This window comes from Kitasatospora sp. NPDC057198 (assembly GCF_042670125.1).
In the GTDB taxonomy this organism is placed as follows: Bacteria; Actinomycetota; Actinomycetes; order Streptomycetales; family Streptomycetaceae; genus Kitasatospora.
On record NZ_JBHUWH010000112.1, the window covers coordinates 1 to 19,132 of the forward strand.

At 76.8% G+C, this 19,132-nt stretch carries 19 protein-coding genes and 1 pseudogene; 10 read left to right on the forward strand and 10 right to left on the reverse strand.

Annotation, left to right across the window (positions count from 1 at the left end; translation table 11 throughout):
- Positions 1-181: 181 nt before the first annotated feature.
- The 3 genes from ACFUEL_RS15435 to ACFUEL_RS15445 all read left to right on the forward strand — a co-directional run bounded on the left by ACFUEL_RS15435 (position 182) and on the right by ACFUEL_RS15445 (position 2,646).
- On the forward strand, positions 182-1,588 hold the full coding sequence (locus ACFUEL_RS15435; RefSeq protein WP_380236732.1) for a hypothetical protein: 1,407 nt from the start codon (positions 182-184) through the stop codon (positions 1,586-1,588).
- A gap of 131 nt (positions 1,589-1,719) precedes the next feature.
- Entirely contained in the window at positions 1,720-2,091 is a 372-nt protein-coding gene (locus ACFUEL_RS15440) for a tetratricopeptide repeat protein (protein ID WP_380236733.1), read from the forward strand.
- A 126-nt stretch (positions 2,092-2,217) separates the two neighbouring features.
- Positions 2,218-2,646 carry an SRPBCC family protein gene (locus ACFUEL_RS15445; RefSeq protein ID WP_380236734.1) on the forward strand — a complete coding sequence of 143 codons (429 nt, stop codon included), beginning with the start codon at positions 2,218-2,220 and terminating at the stop codon, positions 2,644-2,646.
- A gap of 25 nt (positions 2,647-2,671) precedes the next feature.
- Here the strand turns inward: ACFUEL_RS15445 and ACFUEL_RS15450 are convergent, their stop codons facing one another.
- A complete protein-coding gene (locus tag ACFUEL_RS15450; protein WP_380236735.1) occupies positions 2,672-4,681 on the reverse strand; it encodes a SpoIIE family protein phosphatase in 2,010 nt (669 codons plus the stop codon).
- A 685-nt stretch (positions 4,682-5,366) separates the two neighbouring features.
- On the opposite strand from ACFUEL_RS15450, the gene ACFUEL_RS15455 reads away from it, so the two are divergent.
- Complete coding sequence (locus ACFUEL_RS15455) at positions 5,367-5,726, forward strand: 5-carboxymethyl-2-hydroxymuconate Delta-isomerase (RefSeq protein ID WP_380236736.1); 360 nt, start codon at positions 5,367-5,369, stop codon at positions 5,724-5,726.
- Positions 5,727-5,783: 57 nt separating this feature from the next.
- Here ACFUEL_RS15455 and ACFUEL_RS15460 read toward each other — a convergent pair whose 3' ends face one another.
- From ACFUEL_RS15460 to ACFUEL_RS15485, 6 genes are all read right to left on the reverse strand, one after another.
- Entirely contained in the window at positions 5,784-6,401 is a 618-nt protein-coding gene (locus ACFUEL_RS15460; RefSeq protein WP_380236737.1) for a hypothetical protein, read from the reverse strand.
- A gap of 272 nt (positions 6,402-6,673) precedes the next feature.
- Positions 6,674-7,051, reverse strand: a complete 378-nt coding sequence (locus ACFUEL_RS15465) for a hypothetical protein (RefSeq protein WP_380236738.1) — start codon at positions 7,049-7,051, stop codon at positions 6,674-6,676.
- Entirely contained in the window at positions 7,048-7,617 is a 570-nt protein-coding gene (locus ACFUEL_RS15470) for a DUF3995 domain-containing protein (protein WP_380236739.1), read from the reverse strand. Before ACFUEL_RS15470 ends, ACFUEL_RS15465 begins: the two co-directional genes overlap by 4 nt.
- Positions 7,618-7,649: 32 nt before the next feature.
- A complete protein-coding gene (locus ACFUEL_RS15475) occupies positions 7,650-9,410 on the reverse strand; it encodes a hypothetical protein (RefSeq protein ID WP_380236740.1) in 1,761 nt (586 codons plus the stop codon).
- The gene (locus tag ACFUEL_RS15480) at positions 9,407-10,135 is read right to left on the reverse strand and encodes an ABC transporter ATP-binding protein (protein ID WP_380236741.1); all 729 of its coding nucleotides are present in this window, start codon (positions 10,133-10,135) and stop codon (positions 9,407-9,409) included. The genes ACFUEL_RS15475 and ACFUEL_RS15480 overlap by 4 nt, the downstream gene beginning before the upstream one ends.
- Before the next feature lie 106 nt (positions 10,136-10,241).
- The gene (locus ACFUEL_RS15485; protein WP_380236742.1) at positions 10,242-11,090 is read right to left on the reverse strand and encodes an alpha/beta fold hydrolase; all 849 of its coding nucleotides are present in this window, start codon (positions 11,088-11,090) and stop codon (positions 10,242-10,244) included.
- 107 nt (positions 11,091-11,197) lie between these two features.
- Between ACFUEL_RS15485 and ACFUEL_RS15490 the strand changes: the two genes are divergently transcribed.
- Together ACFUEL_RS15490 and ACFUEL_RS15495 are read left to right on the forward strand one after the other, a co-directional pair.
- Positions 11,198-11,806, forward strand: a complete 609-nt coding sequence (locus ACFUEL_RS15490) for a MarR family winged helix-turn-helix transcriptional regulator (protein ID WP_380236743.1) — start codon at positions 11,198-11,200, stop codon at positions 11,804-11,806.
- Positions 11,790-12,167 (forward strand): hypothetical protein, encoded by a 378-nt coding sequence (locus ACFUEL_RS15495; RefSeq protein WP_380236744.1) that lies wholly within the window; start codon positions 11,790-11,792, stop codon positions 12,165-12,167. Before ACFUEL_RS15490 ends, ACFUEL_RS15495 begins: the two co-directional genes overlap by 17 nt.
- A 101-nt stretch (positions 12,168-12,268) precedes the next feature.
- Here the strand turns inward: ACFUEL_RS15495 and ACFUEL_RS15500 are convergent, their stop codons facing one another.
- Complete coding sequence (locus ACFUEL_RS15500; RefSeq protein WP_380236745.1) at positions 12,269-13,495, reverse strand: glycoside hydrolase family 6 protein; 1,227 nt, start codon at positions 13,493-13,495, stop codon at positions 12,269-12,271.
- Positions 13,496-13,724: 229 nt separating this feature from the next.
- Between ACFUEL_RS15500 and ACFUEL_RS15505 the strand changes: the two genes are divergently transcribed.
- Positions 13,725-14,855, forward strand: a complete 1,131-nt coding sequence (locus ACFUEL_RS15505) for a questin oxidase family protein (RefSeq protein WP_380236746.1) — start codon at positions 13,725-13,727, stop codon at positions 14,853-14,855.
- 65 nt (positions 14,856-14,920) lie between these two features.
- Positions 14,921-15,427, forward strand: coding sequence for a hypothetical protein (locus tag ACFUEL_RS15510; RefSeq protein WP_380236747.1), 507 nt, complete (start codon positions 14,921-14,923; stop codon positions 15,425-15,427).
- Between the two features lie 56 nt (positions 15,428-15,483).
- Here the strand turns inward: ACFUEL_RS15510 and ACFUEL_RS15515 are convergent, their stop codons facing one another.
- A complete protein-coding gene (locus ACFUEL_RS15515; RefSeq protein ID WP_380236748.1) occupies positions 15,484-15,903 on the reverse strand; it encodes a MarR family winged helix-turn-helix transcriptional regulator in 420 nt (139 codons plus the stop codon).
- A gap of 62 nt (positions 15,904-15,965) precedes the next feature.
- On the opposite strand from ACFUEL_RS15515, the gene ACFUEL_RS15520 reads away from it, so the two are divergent.
- Complete coding sequence (locus ACFUEL_RS15520) at positions 15,966-16,760, forward strand: alpha/beta fold hydrolase (protein WP_380236749.1); 795 nt, start codon at positions 15,966-15,968, stop codon at positions 16,758-16,760.
- Between the two features lie 262 nt (positions 16,761-17,022).
- Here ACFUEL_RS15520 and ACFUEL_RS15525 read toward each other — a convergent pair whose 3' ends face one another.
- Positions 17,023-18,321, reverse strand: coding sequence for a metallophosphoesterase (locus ACFUEL_RS15525; RefSeq protein ID WP_380236750.1), 1,299 nt, complete (start codon positions 18,319-18,321; stop codon positions 17,023-17,025).
- Positions 18,322-18,840: 519 nt separating this feature from the next.
- Here ACFUEL_RS15525 and ACFUEL_RS15530 point away from each other — a divergent pair.
- Positions 18,841-19,132, forward strand: a pseudogene (locus tag ACFUEL_RS15530) (hypothetical protein); the annotation flags it as partial.

Below are 19,132 nucleotides of genomic sequence, written 5' to 3' on the forward strand. Positions count from 1 at the left end.
GACACCCGGTGCCGGCGGAGGGGGCGTTCCTCCTTCGGACGTCCGTGCCGTGCGCACACTTCCGACATCCGTTCCTCCCCCTGGTGCATCCCTGGTGCACCCCTGGCGCGAACCGGTGCACGCGACCCGGCGACGCGGGTAGGGTCGGTGGCGTTTGTCTTTCCGGGGGAGGTACTCGCACGTGCTCGAACTGAGCGCACATCAGTCGGCCGCCGGCTGGCGCCCGTTGTCCGGCCCACCGCCCGCACGGGCCTGGCGCAGCGGCCTGGCGGCCAATCCGGGGGCGCCGGCCGAGGTGCTGGAGCGGCTGCTGGAGGACGGCGCGGAGCCCGGCTGGCTGGCCCGCCGAGCCGAACTGCCCGCGCCGGTGCTGGAGGCCGCCCGACGGCACCCGCAGTGGGCGGTGCGGGCGGCGCTGACCGAGCGCCCGGACCTGCCGGCCCCGGTGCTGGCGGCGCTGGCGGGCGACCACGAGCGCCGGGTGCGCCGGGCCGCCGCGTCGGCCGCGCACCGGGTGGCGCTGCCCCCGGCCGCGCTGGCGGGCCTGGCCGCCGACCGCGACCCGGACACCCGCCGCCGGGTGCCGGGCTGCGCGGGCCTGCCGCTGGACCTGCTGGTGGCGCTGGCCCAGGACACCTCGCCGCTGGTGCGGGCCGCCGCGGTGCGGGCGGAGTCCTGGCCGCAGCTGCCGCCGCCGGTGCGCACCGCGCTGCGGGCCGACCGCGACCCGGCGGTGCGGGCCGCGGTGCGCCGGGCGCTGCGGGTGGAGCGCGAACTGCCGGTGTCGCTGGCCGGGTACATCGCCGAGAGCGACCCGCTGCGCCGGGAGCGGACGGCGGCCTCGGCCCCGCTGGAGCGGGCGCTGGGCGAGTGGCTGGTGCTGGACGACGACCCGCGGATCCGGGCGGCGGCGGCGGGCAACCCGCGGCTGCCCACCGACCTGGCGCTGGCGCTGGCGGCCGATCCGCACGAGGCGGTGCGCCTGGCGGTGTCGCTGCGCCCGGACCTGACGGAGGCGCAGCGCGCGGCGGTGGCCTACCGGCTGCCGGAGGTGCCGCCGGCGCTGCCGTGGGTGGCGCGGCGGGCGGGCGATCCGGCGGAGCTGCTGCGGCTGGCGCGCTCGGCGCACCCGCTGGTGCGCTGCGCGGTGGCCTCGCTGGAGCGGCTGCCGGGCGAGGTGGTGGCGGTGCTGGCGGCGGACCGCGAGCTGATGGTGCGCCTGGCGCTGGCGGAGCACTGCGCGGACGCGCCGGGCGCGCTGCTGCGCTCGGTGTACGAGCAGTTGCTCGGCCCGGCCTCGCTGGTGGCGGACCCGCGGTTCGCGGCGCCGGGCCTGGCGGCCTGGGCGGGGCGGTCGGAGCCGGCCCTGCGGCTGGCGGCGCTGCGCGACCCGGAGCTGGAGCCGGGGGTGCTGGCCGCGCTGGCGGCGGACGGGGACGCGGTGGTGGCGCGGACGGCGGCGGGTGACCCGCGACTGCCGCTGCGGGCGCTGCTGGGGGCGCTGGAGCCGGACGCGCAGCCGGCGGCGGCGGCGGCGAACCCGGCGCTGCCGGTGCCGTTGATGCACCGGCTGCTGGAGCTGTCCTGAGCGGTGCGGCGGGCAGCCGGGCGGCGGTGCAGCGGGCAGTGGTGCGGCGGAATACCCGCCACTAGGTGAATGTTCAACCACCTGTCGGGCCGCCACGGTCCGGCAGGACCCGGAAACGGGAAGGAGCAGGCATGACCACCGACCTCCGCCACGGCAGTGCGCCCCTGGTGGCCCCGGGCGAGAGCACCGCCGAGCGCTGGGCCCGCGCCCAGCTGTTCTTCGACTCCAAGGCGTACTCGGACGCCGCCCTGATCCTGGCCGGGGTGGTCGACGAGGTGCCCGAGCAGGTCGGCCCGCGCCTGCTGCTGGCCCGCGCCTACTACCACTCCGCCCAGCTGCGGCGCGCCGAGGAGCAGCTGCGCGAGGTGATCGCGCGCGACCCGGTGGAGCACTACGCGCACCTGGTGCTCGGCCGCGTCCTGGAACGCCAGGGCCGGGCCGCCGAGGCCGCCCCGTACCTGCGGCTGGCCGCGGTGTTCGACGGGGATTTCCCCGAGGCGTGACGCCGTCCCTCCCCCGCACCGCCCCCGGCCGTCCGACGGCCGGGGGCGGTGTGCTGTCGTCTCCCGGCGCGGCCCCTGGCAGGCTGGAGGGAGGGCGCTGCCGGAACCGACGCGGAGGTGCGGCCGATGCGGACGCTGGAGGAACAGATCGAGGTGACCGTCCCGGTGGGGACGGCCTGGTCGCAGCTGCACCGGGTGGCGGAGTACCCGCTGTTCGTCGCCGGGGTGGTGCAGGCCAGCGCCCACGGCCGGCACCACGCGCACTTGGACGTGGAGTTCGGCGGCGAGCGGCACGCGGTGGACGCGGAGCTGACCGACCACGGGCGGGGCCGGGTGATGAGCTGGGAGACGGTCGGGGGGCCGCCGCTGCGCGGCACCTTCGCGCTGCGCCCGCTGGACGCCGCGCACACCCGGGTGCAGCTGCGCCTGGAGTACGACCCGCGGGAGCTGGCGGGGGCACTGGGCGTGCCGGACGGCCCGGCGCCGAGCACGGCGGCGGTGGAGGAGGCGGTGCGCACCGACCTGGAGCTGTTCAAGCAGCTCTGCGAGGAGTGAGGGCCGCGCCCGCTCCTCCGGCGGTTCACTCCCCCAGCGGCAGTTCGGCCCAGATGACCTTCCCGCTGGCGGGGTAGCGGGTGCCCCAGCGCTCGGCGAGCTGGGCGACCAGGAACAGGCCGCGCCCGCCCTCGTCGGTGTCGGTGGCGTGGCGCAGGTGCGGGGAGGTGGCCGAGCCGTCCCAGACCTCGCAGATCAGCGCCCGGTCGCGGAGCAGCCGGACCCGGATCGGCGCGGCGGCGTGCCGGATGGCGTTGGTGATCAGTTCGCTGAGCACGAGTTCGACGGCGAAGGCGTGCTCGGACAGGCCCCAGTCCTCGAGCCGGCCGGTGACGGCGGCCCGGATCCGGGCGACGGCGGCGGGGTCGGCGGGGACGTCCCAGTCGGCGACGTGGTCGGCGGGCAGCGCGCGGGTGCGGGCCACCAGCAGGGCGATGTCGTCGGCGGGGTCGGCGGGCAGCAGGGCGGTGAGCAGGTCCTCGCAGGTCTGCCCGGGGTCGCGGTCGGGGCGGGCCAGGGCGGCGCGCAGCAGTTTCAGGCCGTGGTCGAGGTCGTGGCCGCGGGGGGCGAGCAGCCCGTCGGTGTAGAGCACCAGGCGGCTGCCCTCGGGGAGTTCGAGTTCGGCGGTCCCGTGGGGCAGGCCGGTGACGCCGAGCGGCGGCCCGGCGGGCAGGTCGACGATCTCGACCCGGCCGTCGGGGTGCACCACGGCGGGCGGCAGGTGGCCGGCCCGGGCCAGCGTGCAGCGGCGGCTGATCGGGTCGTAGACGGCGTACAGGCAGGTCGCGCCGGTGATCGGGCGTTCGGCACCGTCGGGCGCGGGGTGCTCCTGGTCGAGCCGGTTGACCAGGGCGTCGAGGTGGCCGAGCAGTTCGTCGGGGGCGAGGTCGAGCGAGGAGAAGGTGTGCACGGCGGTGCGCAGCCGCCCCATGGTGGCCACCGCGTGGACGCCGTGGCCGACCACGTCGCCGACCACCAGGGCGACCCGGGCGCCGGAGAGCGGGATGACGTCGAACCAGTCGCCGCCGACGCCGGCCTGGGCGGGCAGGTAGCGGGAGGCGACCTCCAGGGCGTGCTGCTCGGGGAGCCCGGCGGGCAGCAGGCTGTGCTGGAGGGCGACGGCCATGGTGTGCTCGCGGGTGTAGCGGCGGGCGTTCTCGACCAGGACGGCGGCGCGGGCGGCGAGCTCCTCGGCGAGGGTGCGGTCCTCCTCGTCGAAGGCCGGACGCGGGCGGGCCCGCCAGAAGGTGGCCACCCCCAGCAGCGTCCCGCCGACCGCCAGCGGGACGGTCACCAGGGTGTGCACCCGCTGGGCGCGCATCGCGTCGACGGTGCCGGGGCTGACCTCGTCCCAGGCGGCGAGGGCGGCGGACAGGTCGGGCTCGACCACCGAGCACAGCCCGGCCACGGCCCGGGCCCGGGGGGTGCCGGGGATCAGCGGCACGGGCGAGCCGGGCGCCAGCAGCGGCGACAGGTCGGTGACGCCGGCCAGCGCGGCGCGGCGCAGCGGGCGGCTCCGGTCGGGGCGCGGTTCGCCGCCCGCCGGGACGCCCTCGTACAGGTCGACGCTGGCGAAGTCGGCGAAGGCGGGGACGAGGGCGGCGGCGAGTTCCTGGCAGGTGCGGGTGATGTCGAGGGTGGTGCCGATCGAGGCGCCGGCCCGGTAGAGCAGTTCCAGCCGCAGCCGGGCGGTGTCGGGGCCGGTGAGCGGGGCGCTGTCGCGCAGGGTGGCGATCCGGCAGGGCGCGCCGCCGGTGCGGTCGGCGGGGTGCAGGTCGACGGTGAGGGCGCGGCCGTGGACGGTGGCGGGGGCGCCGGTGAACTCGGTGCCGCGCAGCAGGGCGGTGAGCGCCTCGGGCAGGCCGAGCGCGTCGAGCGGGTGGCCCTCGCAGTCGGCGGGCAGGTCGAGCAGGCGGCGGGCCTCGCCGTTGGCGTGGCGCAGGACCAGGTCGGCGTCGAGCAGCAGGACGCCTTCGCGGACGAGGACGGGTTCGGGCGCGCGGTGCCGGCCGGTCCCGGGCCCGGCGGCGGTCATCCGGGCCGTCCGGCGGGGGCGGGGGCCGGGGGTGCCGCGGGGGCGGGGCGCGGGGCGGTGGACAGCCGTCGCGGAGGGGTTCGGTCCGCCACGCTGCGTCCACCGGGTGCTGCCCGGAACCGGGTCATACGCCCATTCCTACACTCCCGGCTCGGACCGGGCCAATGGCCGCGCCCGGATTTCCCCGCCCGGTGCGCCGGTTGGGACGGGCCGTCGTCCGGCTGACCGGAGCGCGGCGGCGGGGGCAGAATGGGCCGCATGGATGAGGACGAGGAGCGGTGGGTGCGCGTGCTGGACTACCCGGACACCGCGAAGCAGCCGTCGCTGGAGCAGTGCCTGCGGGCTTGACTGCGCGCCCACGGCATCGACTGGTTCCCGCTGGAGGACGGCGAGGTCCGCATCGACCTGCTGAACGGCCCCGGGCCGGACGGACAGCGGCGGTGCACGGCGTGGGTGAGCGTGGACGCGGCGGCGCTGCGCAGGCTCGGCCTGCACCCGGAGCAGCCCTCGGCGGTGCCCGCGGATCCGCCGCCGCCGGGGTGGTGGGGCCGCTGGTGACTGCCCGGCGACCGTTCTCCGGTCGGGGGTGTCCGCTGGGCGGGCACCCCGGGCGCGGGGCCGGGGCGGGCCGGGAGGAGGATGGGTGGATGTAGAAGCCAAGCATCTGCGCGAAGAGGTTCCCGTCATGCCCCACATCACCGTCGACTACTCGCCGCAGCTCGCCGACGCCTTCGACCGTCCCGGTTTCGTCCGCGAACTGCACCCGCTGGTGCGCGAGTGGGTGGCGTCCCGGGGCGTGTGCAAGACCTTCTTCCGCCCGGCCGCGGAGACCTGGGTCGACGCCGCGGACGGGCAGCTGGTCGCCTTCGTCCACATCGCGATCGGCCTGCTGCCGGGGCGGCCGGAGGGCCTCAAGGCCCGCCTCTCCGAAGAGGTGCTGCGCCTGCTGGACAAGCACCTGCGGCCGGTGCTGGGCCGCGAGGTGGTCCGCTCCGCCGAGGTCCGCGACCTGGCCCCCTCCTACCGCCTGCGCACCGGCTGGTAGCCCCGACCACACCGGCGTCGGCCCGGTGCCCCCAGGCGGCCGGACAGGGCCCTGGGCCTAGTCGCGGCCGTCCGGCTTCAACGGCCTGCCGTCCAGGGAGGTGGTGGTGGGCGAGACGCGCAGTTCGGTGGTGACGTCGGTGCTGCTGGCCACCGCGCAGCTCATCTCCAGCAGCACGAAGCCCACGCGGTGCTTCCCCTGCACCATGCGGCCGGGGCTTTCGACGCCGCCGATCCCGTCGAGCAACCACTCGTGGACGCTCTGCGCGTCACCGTCCTGCCAGTCCTCGAAAGCCGCCGCCTCGACGCCGAGGGCCAGCCGCTCGGCCAGGTACTCGGGGTCGTGGACGCTCTCGAAGCGGATCGTCAGGCGCTCGAACTCGTGGCCCGCGCGGAACTCCCAGAGCGCCCACAGCTCTTCGACGCCGTCCACCACGGGCGTGGCCTCGAGGAACCAGTCGTACCGCTCCAGGGAGGGCGCGTGCAGCTCCAGCCACCGGTCGCGTTCGCCCGGCAGGGCCACCCACGGGCCCGGGACCTCCTCGAAGGCCGGCCAGACCACCTCGGGGCACTCCCAGCGCCCGGTCCACGAGCGGACCCGCTCCCGGTTGGCGAGGAACTTCGCGCGTGCCTCGTCCGCTTCCCGCCGCTTCCGCCTGCCCAGGACCATGGCCACCGGCCTTCCCCGCTCGCTCCCGCCGCTGCACCGCCGCACCGCTGCGCCCGTTCCGACCCGAGCCCGGCAGGTGGGTGCCGGACCAGCGTATCGACAGCCCGGGGTGTTCGAAAACCGTTGCCGCGCACCGGCGTTGGAGCGTCCGTCAGCTCTTGCCGCTGGGCGGGGTCCACGCTCCGGCCCACGGCTACGGCCTGGTCCTCGCCTGTCGACACGACTCACGCTGATCGGCCGGGAGCCCTGACCGCCAGGGCCGGCCGTGCCTCACGGGTCTACTCCTCGGAGCCGCCGAAGCGGTAGAGCTCCACCACGAGACCCCGCTGTCCGGCATAGTCCGCGATGCCCTCGACCGCAGCCGCCAGCGCGCTGCTGAGCCTCTGGAGCTCAGGCGCGCGCCGTGCCCTGTCGGGCGCGGCGTCCACCGCCCGCCAGGCGGCCTGGTAAGCGTCCTCCAACGGGCTGAGCATCTCGTCGTACTCGACGATTTCGTCCAGCGGAAAGCCGGGATGGCGGCGTTGTGCGGCCATGTCCACCTGAGAGGTGACCGAGATGAGGTCACCCACCAGCTTCACGTGGGCCACCCCGATCTTCGGGCTCAGCAGAATCTCGGCGAGCAGCTTGGCCCAGTGCTCTTCCTCATCCGGCATCATTTCTCCTTCTCCTCCGGCGTCTTGTCGCGTGCTCCGGCTCCGTACCGTCCAGTGGGCGGCCCCCCTGTCCGCTCGAAGCGGTATGCCAGGGCGGCGAGGGCGAAGGACAGACCGCCTGCGATGAACCACGGGTTCCACAGGGCCAGCGTCCAGAACCGCTGCCCCTGGCTCACCGCGCCCTCCAGACCCGTCGCGTCGGTCAGCAGGAGCAACTCCACGGCGACGCCGCGGGCCAGCAGGAGCAGACCGGTGGCCCAGCCCAGCCACTCCAGGATCCGGCCGCGCCGCACCGTCGGTCCGGTACGGGCGAGCGCCCGGCCGAGTACGGCACCGACCACGAGAGCCGACCCGACGCCCCAGAGACCCGCGGCGACGAACCACAGCGGCCGCTCCTCGGCGAGCCGGCTTCCGGCGGAAACGTCGAGCCCTTTCGAGCCGCCGAGTGCCCAGTAGAAATGTGCGCCGGCGAAAATGCCGGACCAGGCCGCGGCGGCATGACCCCAACGCCGACCGGGACTCACCCTCGACCGCATGAACTCCCCCTGGTTGCGGAACGACCCGCCCATCCTACGAACCCGCGCTGCCGCGGCGACGGCCTCTAGGCACGGCGGGCCCGGACGGACAGGGCGGCGGCCCGGCGCCCGGCCCACTGGAGCAGGGCCGCGGCCAGCAGCAGGCCGAACGCGGCGACCTGGAGCGGCCCGGCCGCCGTCCCGCCGCGCAGCGCCGCCGAGAGCGGGACGGCCAGCAGCGGCACGGCCACGGCCGGACCGGCCGCGTACCAGAGGACGAACAGCAGCACGCCGTTGTTGCCGCCGCCGGGCTGCGTCGGGCGGTACAGCAGGTCGCGGCGGGCCGCGCCGCGGCAGGCGTTCACCAGCCCGGCGGCGACCAACGGCGGTACGGCCGCCGGCCCGAGCCAGGCCGCCGCGCCGCCGCCGAGCGCGAGCACCGCCACCGCCCCGGCCGTCCCGAGCAGGAGGCCGAGGGCGGTGGGCACCACCGCGTGGCGCAGCATCAGTCCGGCGAACGGGTGGGGGGACCAGGACGAGCGGCGCACGTCGTCGGTATCGATCCGGGCGGGCTCCAGCAGTTGGGCCAGGGCCAGGTAGCCGAAGAGCAGCGCGAGCGCCGTGACCGCCCAGGACAGCGCGCCCCGGGCGTCGTGCGCGGGGACGGCGCAGAGCAGGGCGGGCACGGTGAGCAGCGCCGCGCGTCCGAGCCGGGCGGGCGTGCGGAGCAGCGCGAGGGCGTCGCGCCAGTACACGGCCTGCCAGGGCCGCCGGGGCGCGGGCAGCCGGACCCGCCACCGGACCGTGCTCCCGGCGCTGCCGGCGACGGCCAGCCGGGCGGCGCGCAGTTCGACCGTCCGCAGCGCGGCCAGCACCCCGGCGGCGGTGCGGGCCCGCTCCCGCAGCAGGGGCAGCGACACGGTGCCGACGGCCCGGTCGGCGAGCAGCAGGCACAGGGCGGTCAGCGCCACCAGCAGGGCGGCGGCGATCCTCCCGCCGGGGACGGCGGCGGGCGTCGGGGCCAGCGCGGCGGCTCCGGCCCAGCCCCACGGGCCCGACCACACCTCGATCCGCTCCAGCCAGGGCACGGGGTGCCCGGCGGCGGCCAGCGCGCTCTGCACGGCGAGCGCCACGACCAGCGCGGTGGCGTACGGGGTGAGCAGCCGGGCCAGGCGGGCGGCCCGCGGGTCGCGCTGCACCAGCAGGCCGGCGCAGACGCCCAGCAGCGGCAGGCAGAGCGTGCCGGCCAGGCACCAGCCGAGGGCGGCGGGCAGGCCGGTGCGCACGGTCAGTCCGAGCGCCACCATGCCGCCGAGGGCGGCCACCAGCCCGGGGAGGGCGGCCAGCGCGCAGGAGAGCCAGAACCACGGCCGCAGCACCGGGCGGGGCCGCACCGGGTGGGCGAGCAGCCAGTCGGTGGTGGCCCGGGGCGGGACGACCGGTCCGCGCCACAGCCCGTCGCGGACGGCCAGCAGCAGGACGGCGAGCCCGAGCGCGGCGGCGCCGCTGGGCAGCGCGGCCAGCAGGGCGGGGCCGTGCCGGGTGTAGTCGGCGCCCATCGACGCCTGGAGGAAGAGCCCGAGGGTGGGGACGCCCGTCCAGGACAGCATGAGCAGCACGGCGCAGTAGAACGCGAAGGCGACCTGCTTGGCCCGGTTGCGCCGGTGCGGGGCGCGCAGGGCGCGCAGCAGGGCGAGCGCCTCGTCGGTCCAGTCGTCGTCCGCCGTCCACTCGGCGGGCGCGGCGGCCTCGTCCCGCTCCCCCGCGGCGGCCTCGTCCCGCTCCCCCGCCGCGCTGTCGGCCGCGGTGTCGGCCGCGGTGTCGGCCGCGGTCTCCGAACGGCTCACCGGGGGTCGGCCGTTCCGGTGCCGGGGGCGCCCGCGGCGAGGACCCGGGCGGGCGGGCCCTGCCGGAGGATCCGGCCGTCCTCCAGGACGACCGCCCGGTCGGCGACCTCCAGGGCGAGGTCGGTGTGGTGGGTGACCAGCAGCACCGCGACGCCGTCGGCGAGTTCGGCCTTCAGGAGTTCGGCGAGCCGGCGGCGGGCCTCCGGGTCGAGGCGCTGTTCGGGTTCGTCGAGCAGCAGCAGGTCGCGGGGGCGGACCAGGGCGCAGGCCAGCAGCAGGGCCTGCAACTGGCCGGAGGAGAGGGCGGAGGGCAGCGCGTCGGCCCGTTCGGTGAGCGAGCGGCCCTCCAGCACCTGGTCGACCCAGTCGGCGGCGTCGGCGACCCCGTGCGCGACGGCGACCAGCAGCAGGTGCTCGCGCACCGTCAGGTCGGGGTAGTGGGCGACGGTGTCGCCGACGACGGCGACCCGGGCCCGGATCCGGGGGTCGTTCTCGTCCATCGGCAGGCCGTCGAACCGCACCGTGCCCCCGGTCGGCAGGTCGCGGCCGGCCGCGACCCTCAGCAGGGTCGACTTGCCGGAGCCGTTGTGCCCGAGCAGCGCCACGCACTCCCCGGCCGCCAGTTCCAGGTCGACGGGGTGCAGCACCTCCCGGCCGTCGTACGAGCGGCTCACGCCGGTCAGTCGCAGCAGCGCCCGGTGCGGGGCGGTGGGGTTCTCGGCCATGCGGGCGGTGCCTCTCGACGAGCGGGTCGCCCCAGTATGGACCGCGGCCCCGGGGCCGTTCCCCGGGGGCCGTTCTCCGGGGGCCGTTCCCCGTCGGCCCCGGGCCTCAGCGGGCCAGGAAGGCGGTCAGTTCGGCGTTCAGCGCGGCGGGGCGCAGGTACGGCAGGCCGTGGTGGGAGACGCCTTCCAGGGTGCGGACCTCGGCGTGCGGGAGCAGCCGGGCGGCGCGGGCGGCTAGGGTGCGCGGGTCGTGGGTGCGGCTGTCGGCGGCGGGCAGCAGCAGGCAGCGGGCCTCCAGTGCGGCGAGGGCCGCGGAGGCGGGACGGGGGCCGGTGACGGGGCGGGTGGCGGGGAAGGTCGCGGCCAGCCCGTACAGCCGGGTCCAGTCCGGGTCGAGCGGGGCGCCGCCGGTCTCCCAGGCGAGGAAGGAGCGGGCCCGGCGCTCGCCGGGGCGGGCCAGCATCGGGGCGGCGTGCAGCAGGTAGGAGGGGCGGTAGCCGGTGAAGCAGCCGGTGGGGTCGAGCAGGGCCAGCCGGGCGACCCGGTCGGGGCGGCGCAGCGCGTAGGTCAGTGCGATCCAGCCGCCGTAGGAGTGGCCGCACAGGTCGGCGCGGTCGGCGCCGAGCGCGTCGAGGACGGCGTCCAGCCAGCCGTGCAGTTGCTCGGGGGTGCGCGGGGGCGTGCGGCCGTCCGCCGTGGAGCGTCCGGCCTCGCCGATCCGGTCGACGGCGAACACCCGTGCGGTGCGGGCGAGTTCGGCGGCGTTGGCCCACCAGCTCGCGGCGGTCGCGCCGCCGCCGTGGAGCAGCAGCAGGGGTGGGGCGTCGGGCGGCCCGGCGGCGTTGACCCGGGTGGTGCCCCAGGGGGTCTCGAGGTCGAGGGTGTCGACCGGGACGGGCCAGCGGTCGAGCAGGGCGTCGTAGGCGGACAGGAACGCGGACCGGTCGAATCCCATGCTGGCTCTCCCCGGAAGGTGTCTCGCTCGGCAATCTTCTCGCTGAACGAGATAATATGCACGGCGGAGCTCCCGCGGACAACCGCTCCCACGAGAGGACGAATCCGATGGACGAACCGATGGACGGACCGGTGGACGGACCGGTGGACGAGCCGGGGCCGGGCCTGCGCACCGTGCACCGGCTGCGCGCGCTCACCGTCGAACTCGACCTGCTGGCCGCCTCGTTCGCGCAGCGCCACGGCCTGCACCCGACCGACCTGCGGGCGCTGATCGCACTGCTGGACGCCGCCCGGGAGGGCACCCCGGCCACGCCCGGACGGCTCGGCCGGGAGCTGGGCGTCAACTCGGCGGGCACCACCGCCGTCCTCGACCGGCTGGAGCGGCTGGGCCTGGTCCGCCGCACCCGGGACGGGCACGACCGGCGACGCGTCCTGCTGGAGGTCACCGGGCGGGCGGTCGAGCTCGGCCAGGGCTTCTTCGGGCCGCTGATCGGCGAGGTGGCCGCCCTGGTCGAGGGCCTGTCGCCGGCCGAACGGGCTACCGTGGAAGGCTTCCTGGCCTCCGTCCGGGAGGTCGTCGCCCGGCACGCGGAGGAGAACGCGAGTGGGAACGGGGGCGGGAACGTGAGCAGGGACGGGAACGGGAACGTGAGCGGGAACGGGAACGTGAGCGGGAACGGGGGCGGGAGAAGCGGTGGAGATGCGCAGGCCGAGTGAGCTGCTGGACGCGCAGGAGTGCCGGTTCCTGGCTCGGGCGCTGGGCGAGTGGGGCGGGCCGGCCCGCAGCGGCGACGCGATGGCCTACGCGCTGGGCTTCGCAAACGCCGCGGACCTGCTGGCGGGGTGCGGGCGGCTGGCGGCGGAGCTCCGCGCGGACCTGCCGCTGCCCCCGGCGGACTGGGCGCGCGTCCTGCTCGCCGCCGAGGTCGTCTTCGCCAGCGACCTGGTGGGCTCGGGCACCGAGTGGAGCACCACCACGGGGTGGGACGACGCGGAGACCCTGCGCCGGCTGCGCTCGGTCCAGCGCAAGCTGGGCCCGGTGCTGCGGGGGCAGTACGGCGGACGCCCGGGCGGGTGAGTCCCCGACCGGGCGTCCGTGGGTGCGTGCCGCGCCGTCGACGGCGCGGCGTCTCAGCGGCGTGCTGCTTCAGCAGCGCGGTGCCTCAGCAGCATGCTGCTTCAGCGGCGCGGCAGCAGGCCGGTGTTGAAGGTCAGCTTCGGGGCGGCGTTGGCCACCAGGGAGCGGGCCTGCTCGGGCCACCAGCCGCCCGCGATCGGGTCGACCGAGCCGTACTCGGGGTCGGCCGGGCCGGCGGTGCCGCGGGTGCAGCTGCCGTCGGACTCGCCGGGGACCTTGATCCACAGGAAGGCGTCCAGCAGCGGCTGGCCGGTGTTGGCGGTCGGGCGGGTGCCCAGGCCGCGGGCCGGCGGGTTGCACCAGGTCTGCGGGTCGCCGGTGTACTTGCCGGGCTCCGGCGTCCACGGGCCCTGGCCGTTGCGGCTGCTGTCGATCACGAAGTGGGGGAGCTTGGCGTCGGCCGGGACGCGCTCGGCGTACCAGGCGTCGGCGTCCGCGGCGGGCCAGTACTGGTTGGCGCAGGAGTCGGCGGTGGCGCCCGGCGTGTTCCGCAGGTACCAGACGCACTTGGAGACCAGGGTGCCGTAGCGGGTCAGCGACTCGTCCGTCTGGTAGTTCGACACGTTCAGGAAGAAGCCCTGCGCGTCGGCGACGCCGCCGTCGATCAGCAGCTGCGCCTGGGTGCCGACGTTCTGCCAGCTGCTGTGCCCGGAGTCCAGGTAGACGATCGCGCCGGGCTGCTGCTCCAGGCGGCGGACGGCGGCGGAGATCTCGGCGAGGCGGTCCTGCTGCTGGGCGGCGGTGCCGCCGCAGAACGCGGGCGACAGGGCGAGGCCGTCCGGCTCCAGGATGACCACGGTCTTGTGGTTGCCGATGCCGCGGGCCAGCGCGTCGATCCAGGCCGCGTACTCGGTGCTGTTGGACGCGCCGCCCGCCGAGTACTGCGAGCAGTCCCGGCCCGGCACGTTGTAGGCGACGGTGACCGGCACCTGCTTGGCGCGGGCGGCCTTCGCCTGCAGCGCGGCCATCGCGTCGGTGGTCTCCTGCGGGGTGGCCGTCCCGTTGAACCACTGCGCGATCGGCCAGGACGCCAACTGGGCCATCGCCAGGGCGCCATGGAGGTCGTGGGCCTTGAGGTCGGTCAGCGCCTGCTGGGCGGCCTTGCCCGCCGGGTCGACGTAGAACCGGGTGTCCGGCGCGAGGGTCCGTGCCCCGGACGCGGCGGGCTTGGCGGGCGCGGCCTGGGCCGGGGCGGTGGCGAGTCCGAGTCCGGACGCGAGCAGCACGGTCAGCGAGAGCGTGGCTCGAACGGGGTGGGGTGGGCGCATGGCAGGTCTTCTCTCCCGGCGGGGATCGTCGGTCGGCGGAGGCGCCCATGCAGCCAGCCCCGTGACCCCTCGTCAAGACCGCCGGGCCCGCCCCCGCCGAACCCGCAGCAGGGACCGTCCGGCCCACCCCTGCCCGGTGAAACTTTCACCCGCAGCCGGTGGGCGTAGGACCCGGTCCTACGCCTGCGGCCCCTTACCCGGGCGGCCCGCCCGCGCCTACCGTCCTGCCATGGACGCCACCACGGACGCCACCACGGACGCCGGCCCGGACGCTGCCCGGAACACCGCCGGGCCGCTCGACGAGGCCCTGCGACGCCTGCACGCCTGCGGCCCCGAACGGCTCGGGCGGCTCACCAACCACGCGCCGATGGCGGTCGAGTCGCTGGCCGCCCGGGGGCGGGCGGACGCCGTGCACCGCTGGCTCGACCGGTACGCGGACCGGCTGGAGGAGTTCCCCGCCCGGTTCGCGCCGATCACCACCGCCGACGACCGGCGGCAGGCGCTGGGCGACCCGCGCCGGGTCGCCGACTGGATCGACCACTTCGGGCGGGAGCTCGCCGAGCGGCCGTGGCGCGAGGTGCTCGCCCACTGGTGGCCCGTGCTGCTGCCCGGCCTGTACGGCGGCTCGACGCACCCCGTGATCCGGGTCGGCCACGCCGTCCGCGCCCTGACCGCCGGACCGGCCACCGGGCCCCGGCTGGCCGAACTCGCCCACGGCCTGGGCTACTGGGCCGCCCGCCACCGCCCGCTCGCCGTCCCCCCGGCCCCGCCGGACACCGGGGGCGCCCGGGACACCGAGGACACCCGGGACACCCGGGACACCGGGGGTGCCGCCGCCGCGCTCGACGCGGTGGTGCCGATCACCGACCGGACGGGCGGCTTCCCGCAGCGGCTGGAGCGGGTCACCGCGCTGCCCGCCTGGGCGGTCACCGCCACCACCGATCCGGACGAGGCGCGGCGGCTGCTGACCGGGCTCGTCCGGGCCGCGACCCACCGGTACGCGACCCACGGCCACGGCGAGCCGACCATGCTGGTCCACGCGGCCACCGCGCCCAACGCCGTGCTGCGCGTGCTGCCCGCCCTCCCCCGCCCGCTGTGGGCGCCGAGCCTGCGGGCCGCCTGGACGGCGTCCGCGGCGGTCACCGCGATGTACGCGCCGGACGGCCCGCGCCCCGTCCGCGCCCCGTCCGGGGTCCGTGCCCCGTCCGGGGTCCGCACCCCCGAGGAGGTGCTCGAACTGGCGCTGGCCCACGGCGACGAGCACGTGGTCAAACTGACCGACACCGCGCTGGACGTCGGCGACCCGCCCGCGCTGGCCGCCGCGCTGCACGCGGTCGCGCTGAGCGAGCCGCTGGGGTGAGCCGGTCCGGTACGGTCGGCGGTGGGGCCCGGTCCGGGGCCCGCCTGTCGTCGGGCGGAGGAGAGATGACGGACTTCCCGGTCCTCGGGATCCCCGGCTGGAGCGGGCAGCGGGGCCTGGCCGTCGTCGGCGGCACCAGCAGCGGCCACAGCGGCGACGACAGCGACGACGACAGCGACGCCAGCGTCGGCGGGAGCCCCTGCGACGGCGGCGGACCGCGCGTGGTCGACTCGGTGGTCCACTCCTACCTGACCGCCGGGCGGCGCTCCGCCCCGCTGCTGGTGTTCGCCCAGTCCACCGCGCGGGAGCAGAGCGGGGCCGCGCTGCGCAACCTGCTGGGCCACCGCGGGCGCCCGGAGCACGCCGGGCTGCTCGGGCCGGCCGACCTGGAGGAGACCACGGTCACCGTCACCGGGGTGCCCAGGCCCGGCGTCCGCCACCACTGGGCGGACCGGCGGGTGGCCCTGCTGGTCTTCGACTGGGAGCACACCCACGTCTGCCTGGCCTCCTGGGAGCAGCCGCTGGACGACGTCCTCCTCGCCGCCCTGGGACCGCTCCGCCCCCTCCCCTGACCGCGGCCCCGACCGGGGCCGTGGCGCCGTGGCGGAGAGCCGGGCCGGCGGCCGCCCTACGCGTCCCGTTCCGCGGTGAGGCGTCGGAGCAGGTCGAGCAGGGTGGCGCGGTCCGCGGCGGGCAGGGCGGAGAAGCAGTCGGCGAGCACCCGGTCGGCGACCTTGTGGCCGGCCGCCAGGACCTGCTCGCCGGAGGTGGTGAGGTGGTGCTCGATCCGCCGGCCGTGTCCAGGTCGGCGTTCGACCAGGCCCTGTGCCGCGAGGCGGCCGACGAGCGTCCCGAACGCCTGCTCGGTCTGGAACGTCGCCGCGGCCAACTCGCGGGCCGACGAGCCGGGTGAGCGGCCGATCGCGCGCAGGGCGTCCCACTGGGCCAGGGTGGTGCCGACGGCCGAGAGCGCGCCGTCGAGCGCCCGGTGCTGTCGGTACTGGGCCTGCTTGACCGCTCTGCCGAGTTCTTGCAGCTCACCATGCATGGGGTGAGTCTACCCGATGACTAAGCTAGCTTATCTAAAGATATTTAGTTACTGTGGTGGGCATGCCTGAAGACACCTCGTCCGCGCTCGCCGACCTGCCCCTCACCATGTCCGAGGCCGGGACCGGCCGACCGGTCCTCGTCCTGCACGGCGGCGGGGGCCCCGCCACCGTCGCCGGCCTCGCCCGGCACCTCTCCCGCACCGCCCGCACCCTCACGCCCGTGCACCCCGGCTGGGACGGCACGCCCCGGCCCGCCCGGCTCACCGGCATCGCCGACCTCGCCCTCGCCTACCTGCACGTCCTGCGCGAACGCCGGCTGCGCGACGTCCTCGTCGTCGGCTCCTCGCTCGGGGGCTGGATAGCCGCCGAGATGGCCTCGCGCGACAGCACGGGAAGCATCACCGGCCTCGTCCTGATCGACGCCGTCGGCGTGGAGGTCGCCACGGAACCGATCGCCGACTTCTTCGCCCTCGACGCCCGCGGCCTCGCGGAGCACTCCTGGCACGACCCGGACCGCCACTACGTCGACCCGGCCGAGCTCCCGGCCGGAGAACTCGCGCGCAGGCAGGCCAACGCGGTCACCATGCGCCTCTACGCCGGCGACCCCTACATGCACGACCCCGGGCTGCTGGCCCGGCTCGGGCGCATCCGGGTGCCCGCCCTCCTGCTCTGGGGCGAGAGCGACCGCATCGTCACCCCCGCCTACGGCGCGGCCTACGCCGACGCCTTCGGCAACGGCCGGTTCGAGGTCGTCCCCGGGGCCGGCCACCTCCCGCAGATCGAACAACCGGAGGCCACCTTCGCCCTGGTCGACGCCCACCTGCACCGAACGGGCAGCCCGTCCGGTCACCGGTGAACGGCTCCCGGCGGCCGGGCGAACCTGGCCCGCTCCGCCGCCCTGGCCCCGCCGGCCCGCCTCACCGACCCCGCCGGGATCACCACCGGGATCACCGCCGGGATCACCGCCGAGGCCGAACGCCTGCTGGCCGGCCCCTGGCCCCCGCGCGCAGGCCGACGCACCGCACCGAGCGCCCCGGCGCCCCGGCGCCCCGGCGTCCCGGCGTCCCGGCGTCCCGGCGTCCCGGCGCGGGGTCGTCCGGAGCGCCGGGCCCGACGCGTCAGGCGTGCAGCGAGGCGAGCGTGACGATCGTGATGTCGGAGGGCGCGCCGACCCGGACCGGCGGGCCCCAGGCGCCCGCGCCTCGGGTGACGTAGAGCTGGGTGTCGCCGTAGCGCTCCAGGCCCGCGACGGTGGGGTTGGCCAGCTCGGCGAGGTAGTTGCCGGGCCAGAGCTGGCCGCCGTGGGTGTGGCCGGAGAGCTGGAGGTCGACGCCGTGGCGCACGCTGTCGTGGATGGTGACCGGCTGGTGGGCCATCAGGACGGCGGCGCGGGTCCGGTCGCGGTCGTCCAGCGCCCGCGCGTAGTCGGGGCCCTGTCCCTGCGCGGTGCCGGCGATGTCGTTGACCCCGGCCAGGTCGAACCAGGGCAGTTCGACCCGCGCGTTCTCCAGCGGGTGGACGCCCAGCTCCCGGACGAACTCGACCCAGGGCGCGGCGCCGGAGAAGTATTCGTGGTTGCCGGTGACGAAGTACGCCCCGTCCTTGGCCCGCAGGTCGGCCAGCGGGCGGGCGGCCGGGCCGAGTTCGGGGACGGTGCCGTCGACCAGGTCGCCGACCACGGCGATCAGGTCGGGCCGGGCGGCGTTGATGGTGTCGACGATCCGCCGGGTGTGCGCCTTGCCGAGGATCGGCCCGAGGTGGATGTCACTGACCACCGCGATCCGGTAGCCGTGCGCGGCGCGCGGGAGTTTGGCCAGCGGCACTGTCACCTGCTTGAGCCGCGGTCCGCGCATCACCCCGTACATGCCGTTGCCGACCACCCCGACGGCCACCGCGGCCGCGCTCCCGGCCACCAGCCGGGAGACGAACAGGCGCCGGGACGCGTCGGCCGCGGGCTCCGCGGGTTCGGCAGGGGCTGCGGGTTCGGCGGGCTCGGCAGGGGCTGCGGGCGCTGCGGGTTCGGCGGGGGCGGTGACCGGCTCGGCGGGCGCGGTGACCGGCCCGGGGGCGGTCGGCGCGGGCGCCGGTGCGGAGGTCCGGAGCCGGTGCGGGCGGTGGAGGCGGAGCAGCAGGGGGCGCAGGGCCTCGCCGACCAGCAGGGCGATCAGGAGGTAGATGCTGACGGCCATCCAGAGGTAGCCGGGCCAGGCGAACCAGCGTTCCACGGCGAGCGGGAAGGCCCGTCCGCCGATCGGGGCGAGCACCATCAGCACGGGCAGCAGGACCGCCAGGACGGTGCCGGTGCGCCGGTACCAGCCGCCGGGCCTGGAGACGTCGCGGACCGTGCGCCGCCACAGGTACCAGTGCGCCACCCCGAGCAGCCCGAGGGCCGCCACCGCCATCACCGCGATCATCATGGGGTCAGTATCCGCACCGGCCGCGGGGCGCCGGGCGGCGGGTCGGCGGGCGGTGGACGGTGGGTGTCCGGGCGGCTGCGGTGGGTGCCGGACCGCTTCCGGTTCCCGGTCACCCCCTGTGAGCCCGAGCACATCGGGGTGGTGGTCTACTGCCCCGGATAGTCGGTGTGCGGCCGATCGTGGGCGCGGGCCCGGCGGGTGGCCGCCGGGCGTGTCGCCGGGGTGGCGAACGTGCAGGTCAGCGACGTGCGGGTGACGGGCCGGGCGGTGGCGGGTTTGTTCGTCCGACGGGGCGGGTAAGCCCGGCTTTCACCCCCCTCCCCGCCGGGCCGGCTACTACGGTGCGTAGTTTCAGGGGCCATTGTTCGGCTCTCCGGCGTCTGCCAAGAATGTCCCGTCCGCCAGGCGGCCCGGCCGATCCGGCCCCGGAGCCCCTGCCACCGCGTGCGCTTGGTACGCCCCGGTCCGGCGGCCACCGTGTCCGTCCGGCCGCCCGGCCCCGCGCGAGGAGAGGTCTCCATGCACCACCGCAGGACCCTGACCCTTTCGGAGAAGCTCCACCGCCACCGGAACGCCCTGGTGGCGGGCATCGCCACGTTCGCCGTCGCCGGCACCGCCACCCTGGCGATCGCGCTGCCGCAGGACGCGGCGCCGGCCGCCGCCGTCGCGGACCCGCACCCGGCCGCCGGGCCGCAGCAGGCCGCGGACACCTCCGCCTCGCGCTCCGCCACCTCGGCTTCCGCCGCCACCTCCGCCTCCGCCTCCGCCGCTGCCGCCGCCTCGGCATCCGCGCAGGCCCAGGCGGAGGCCG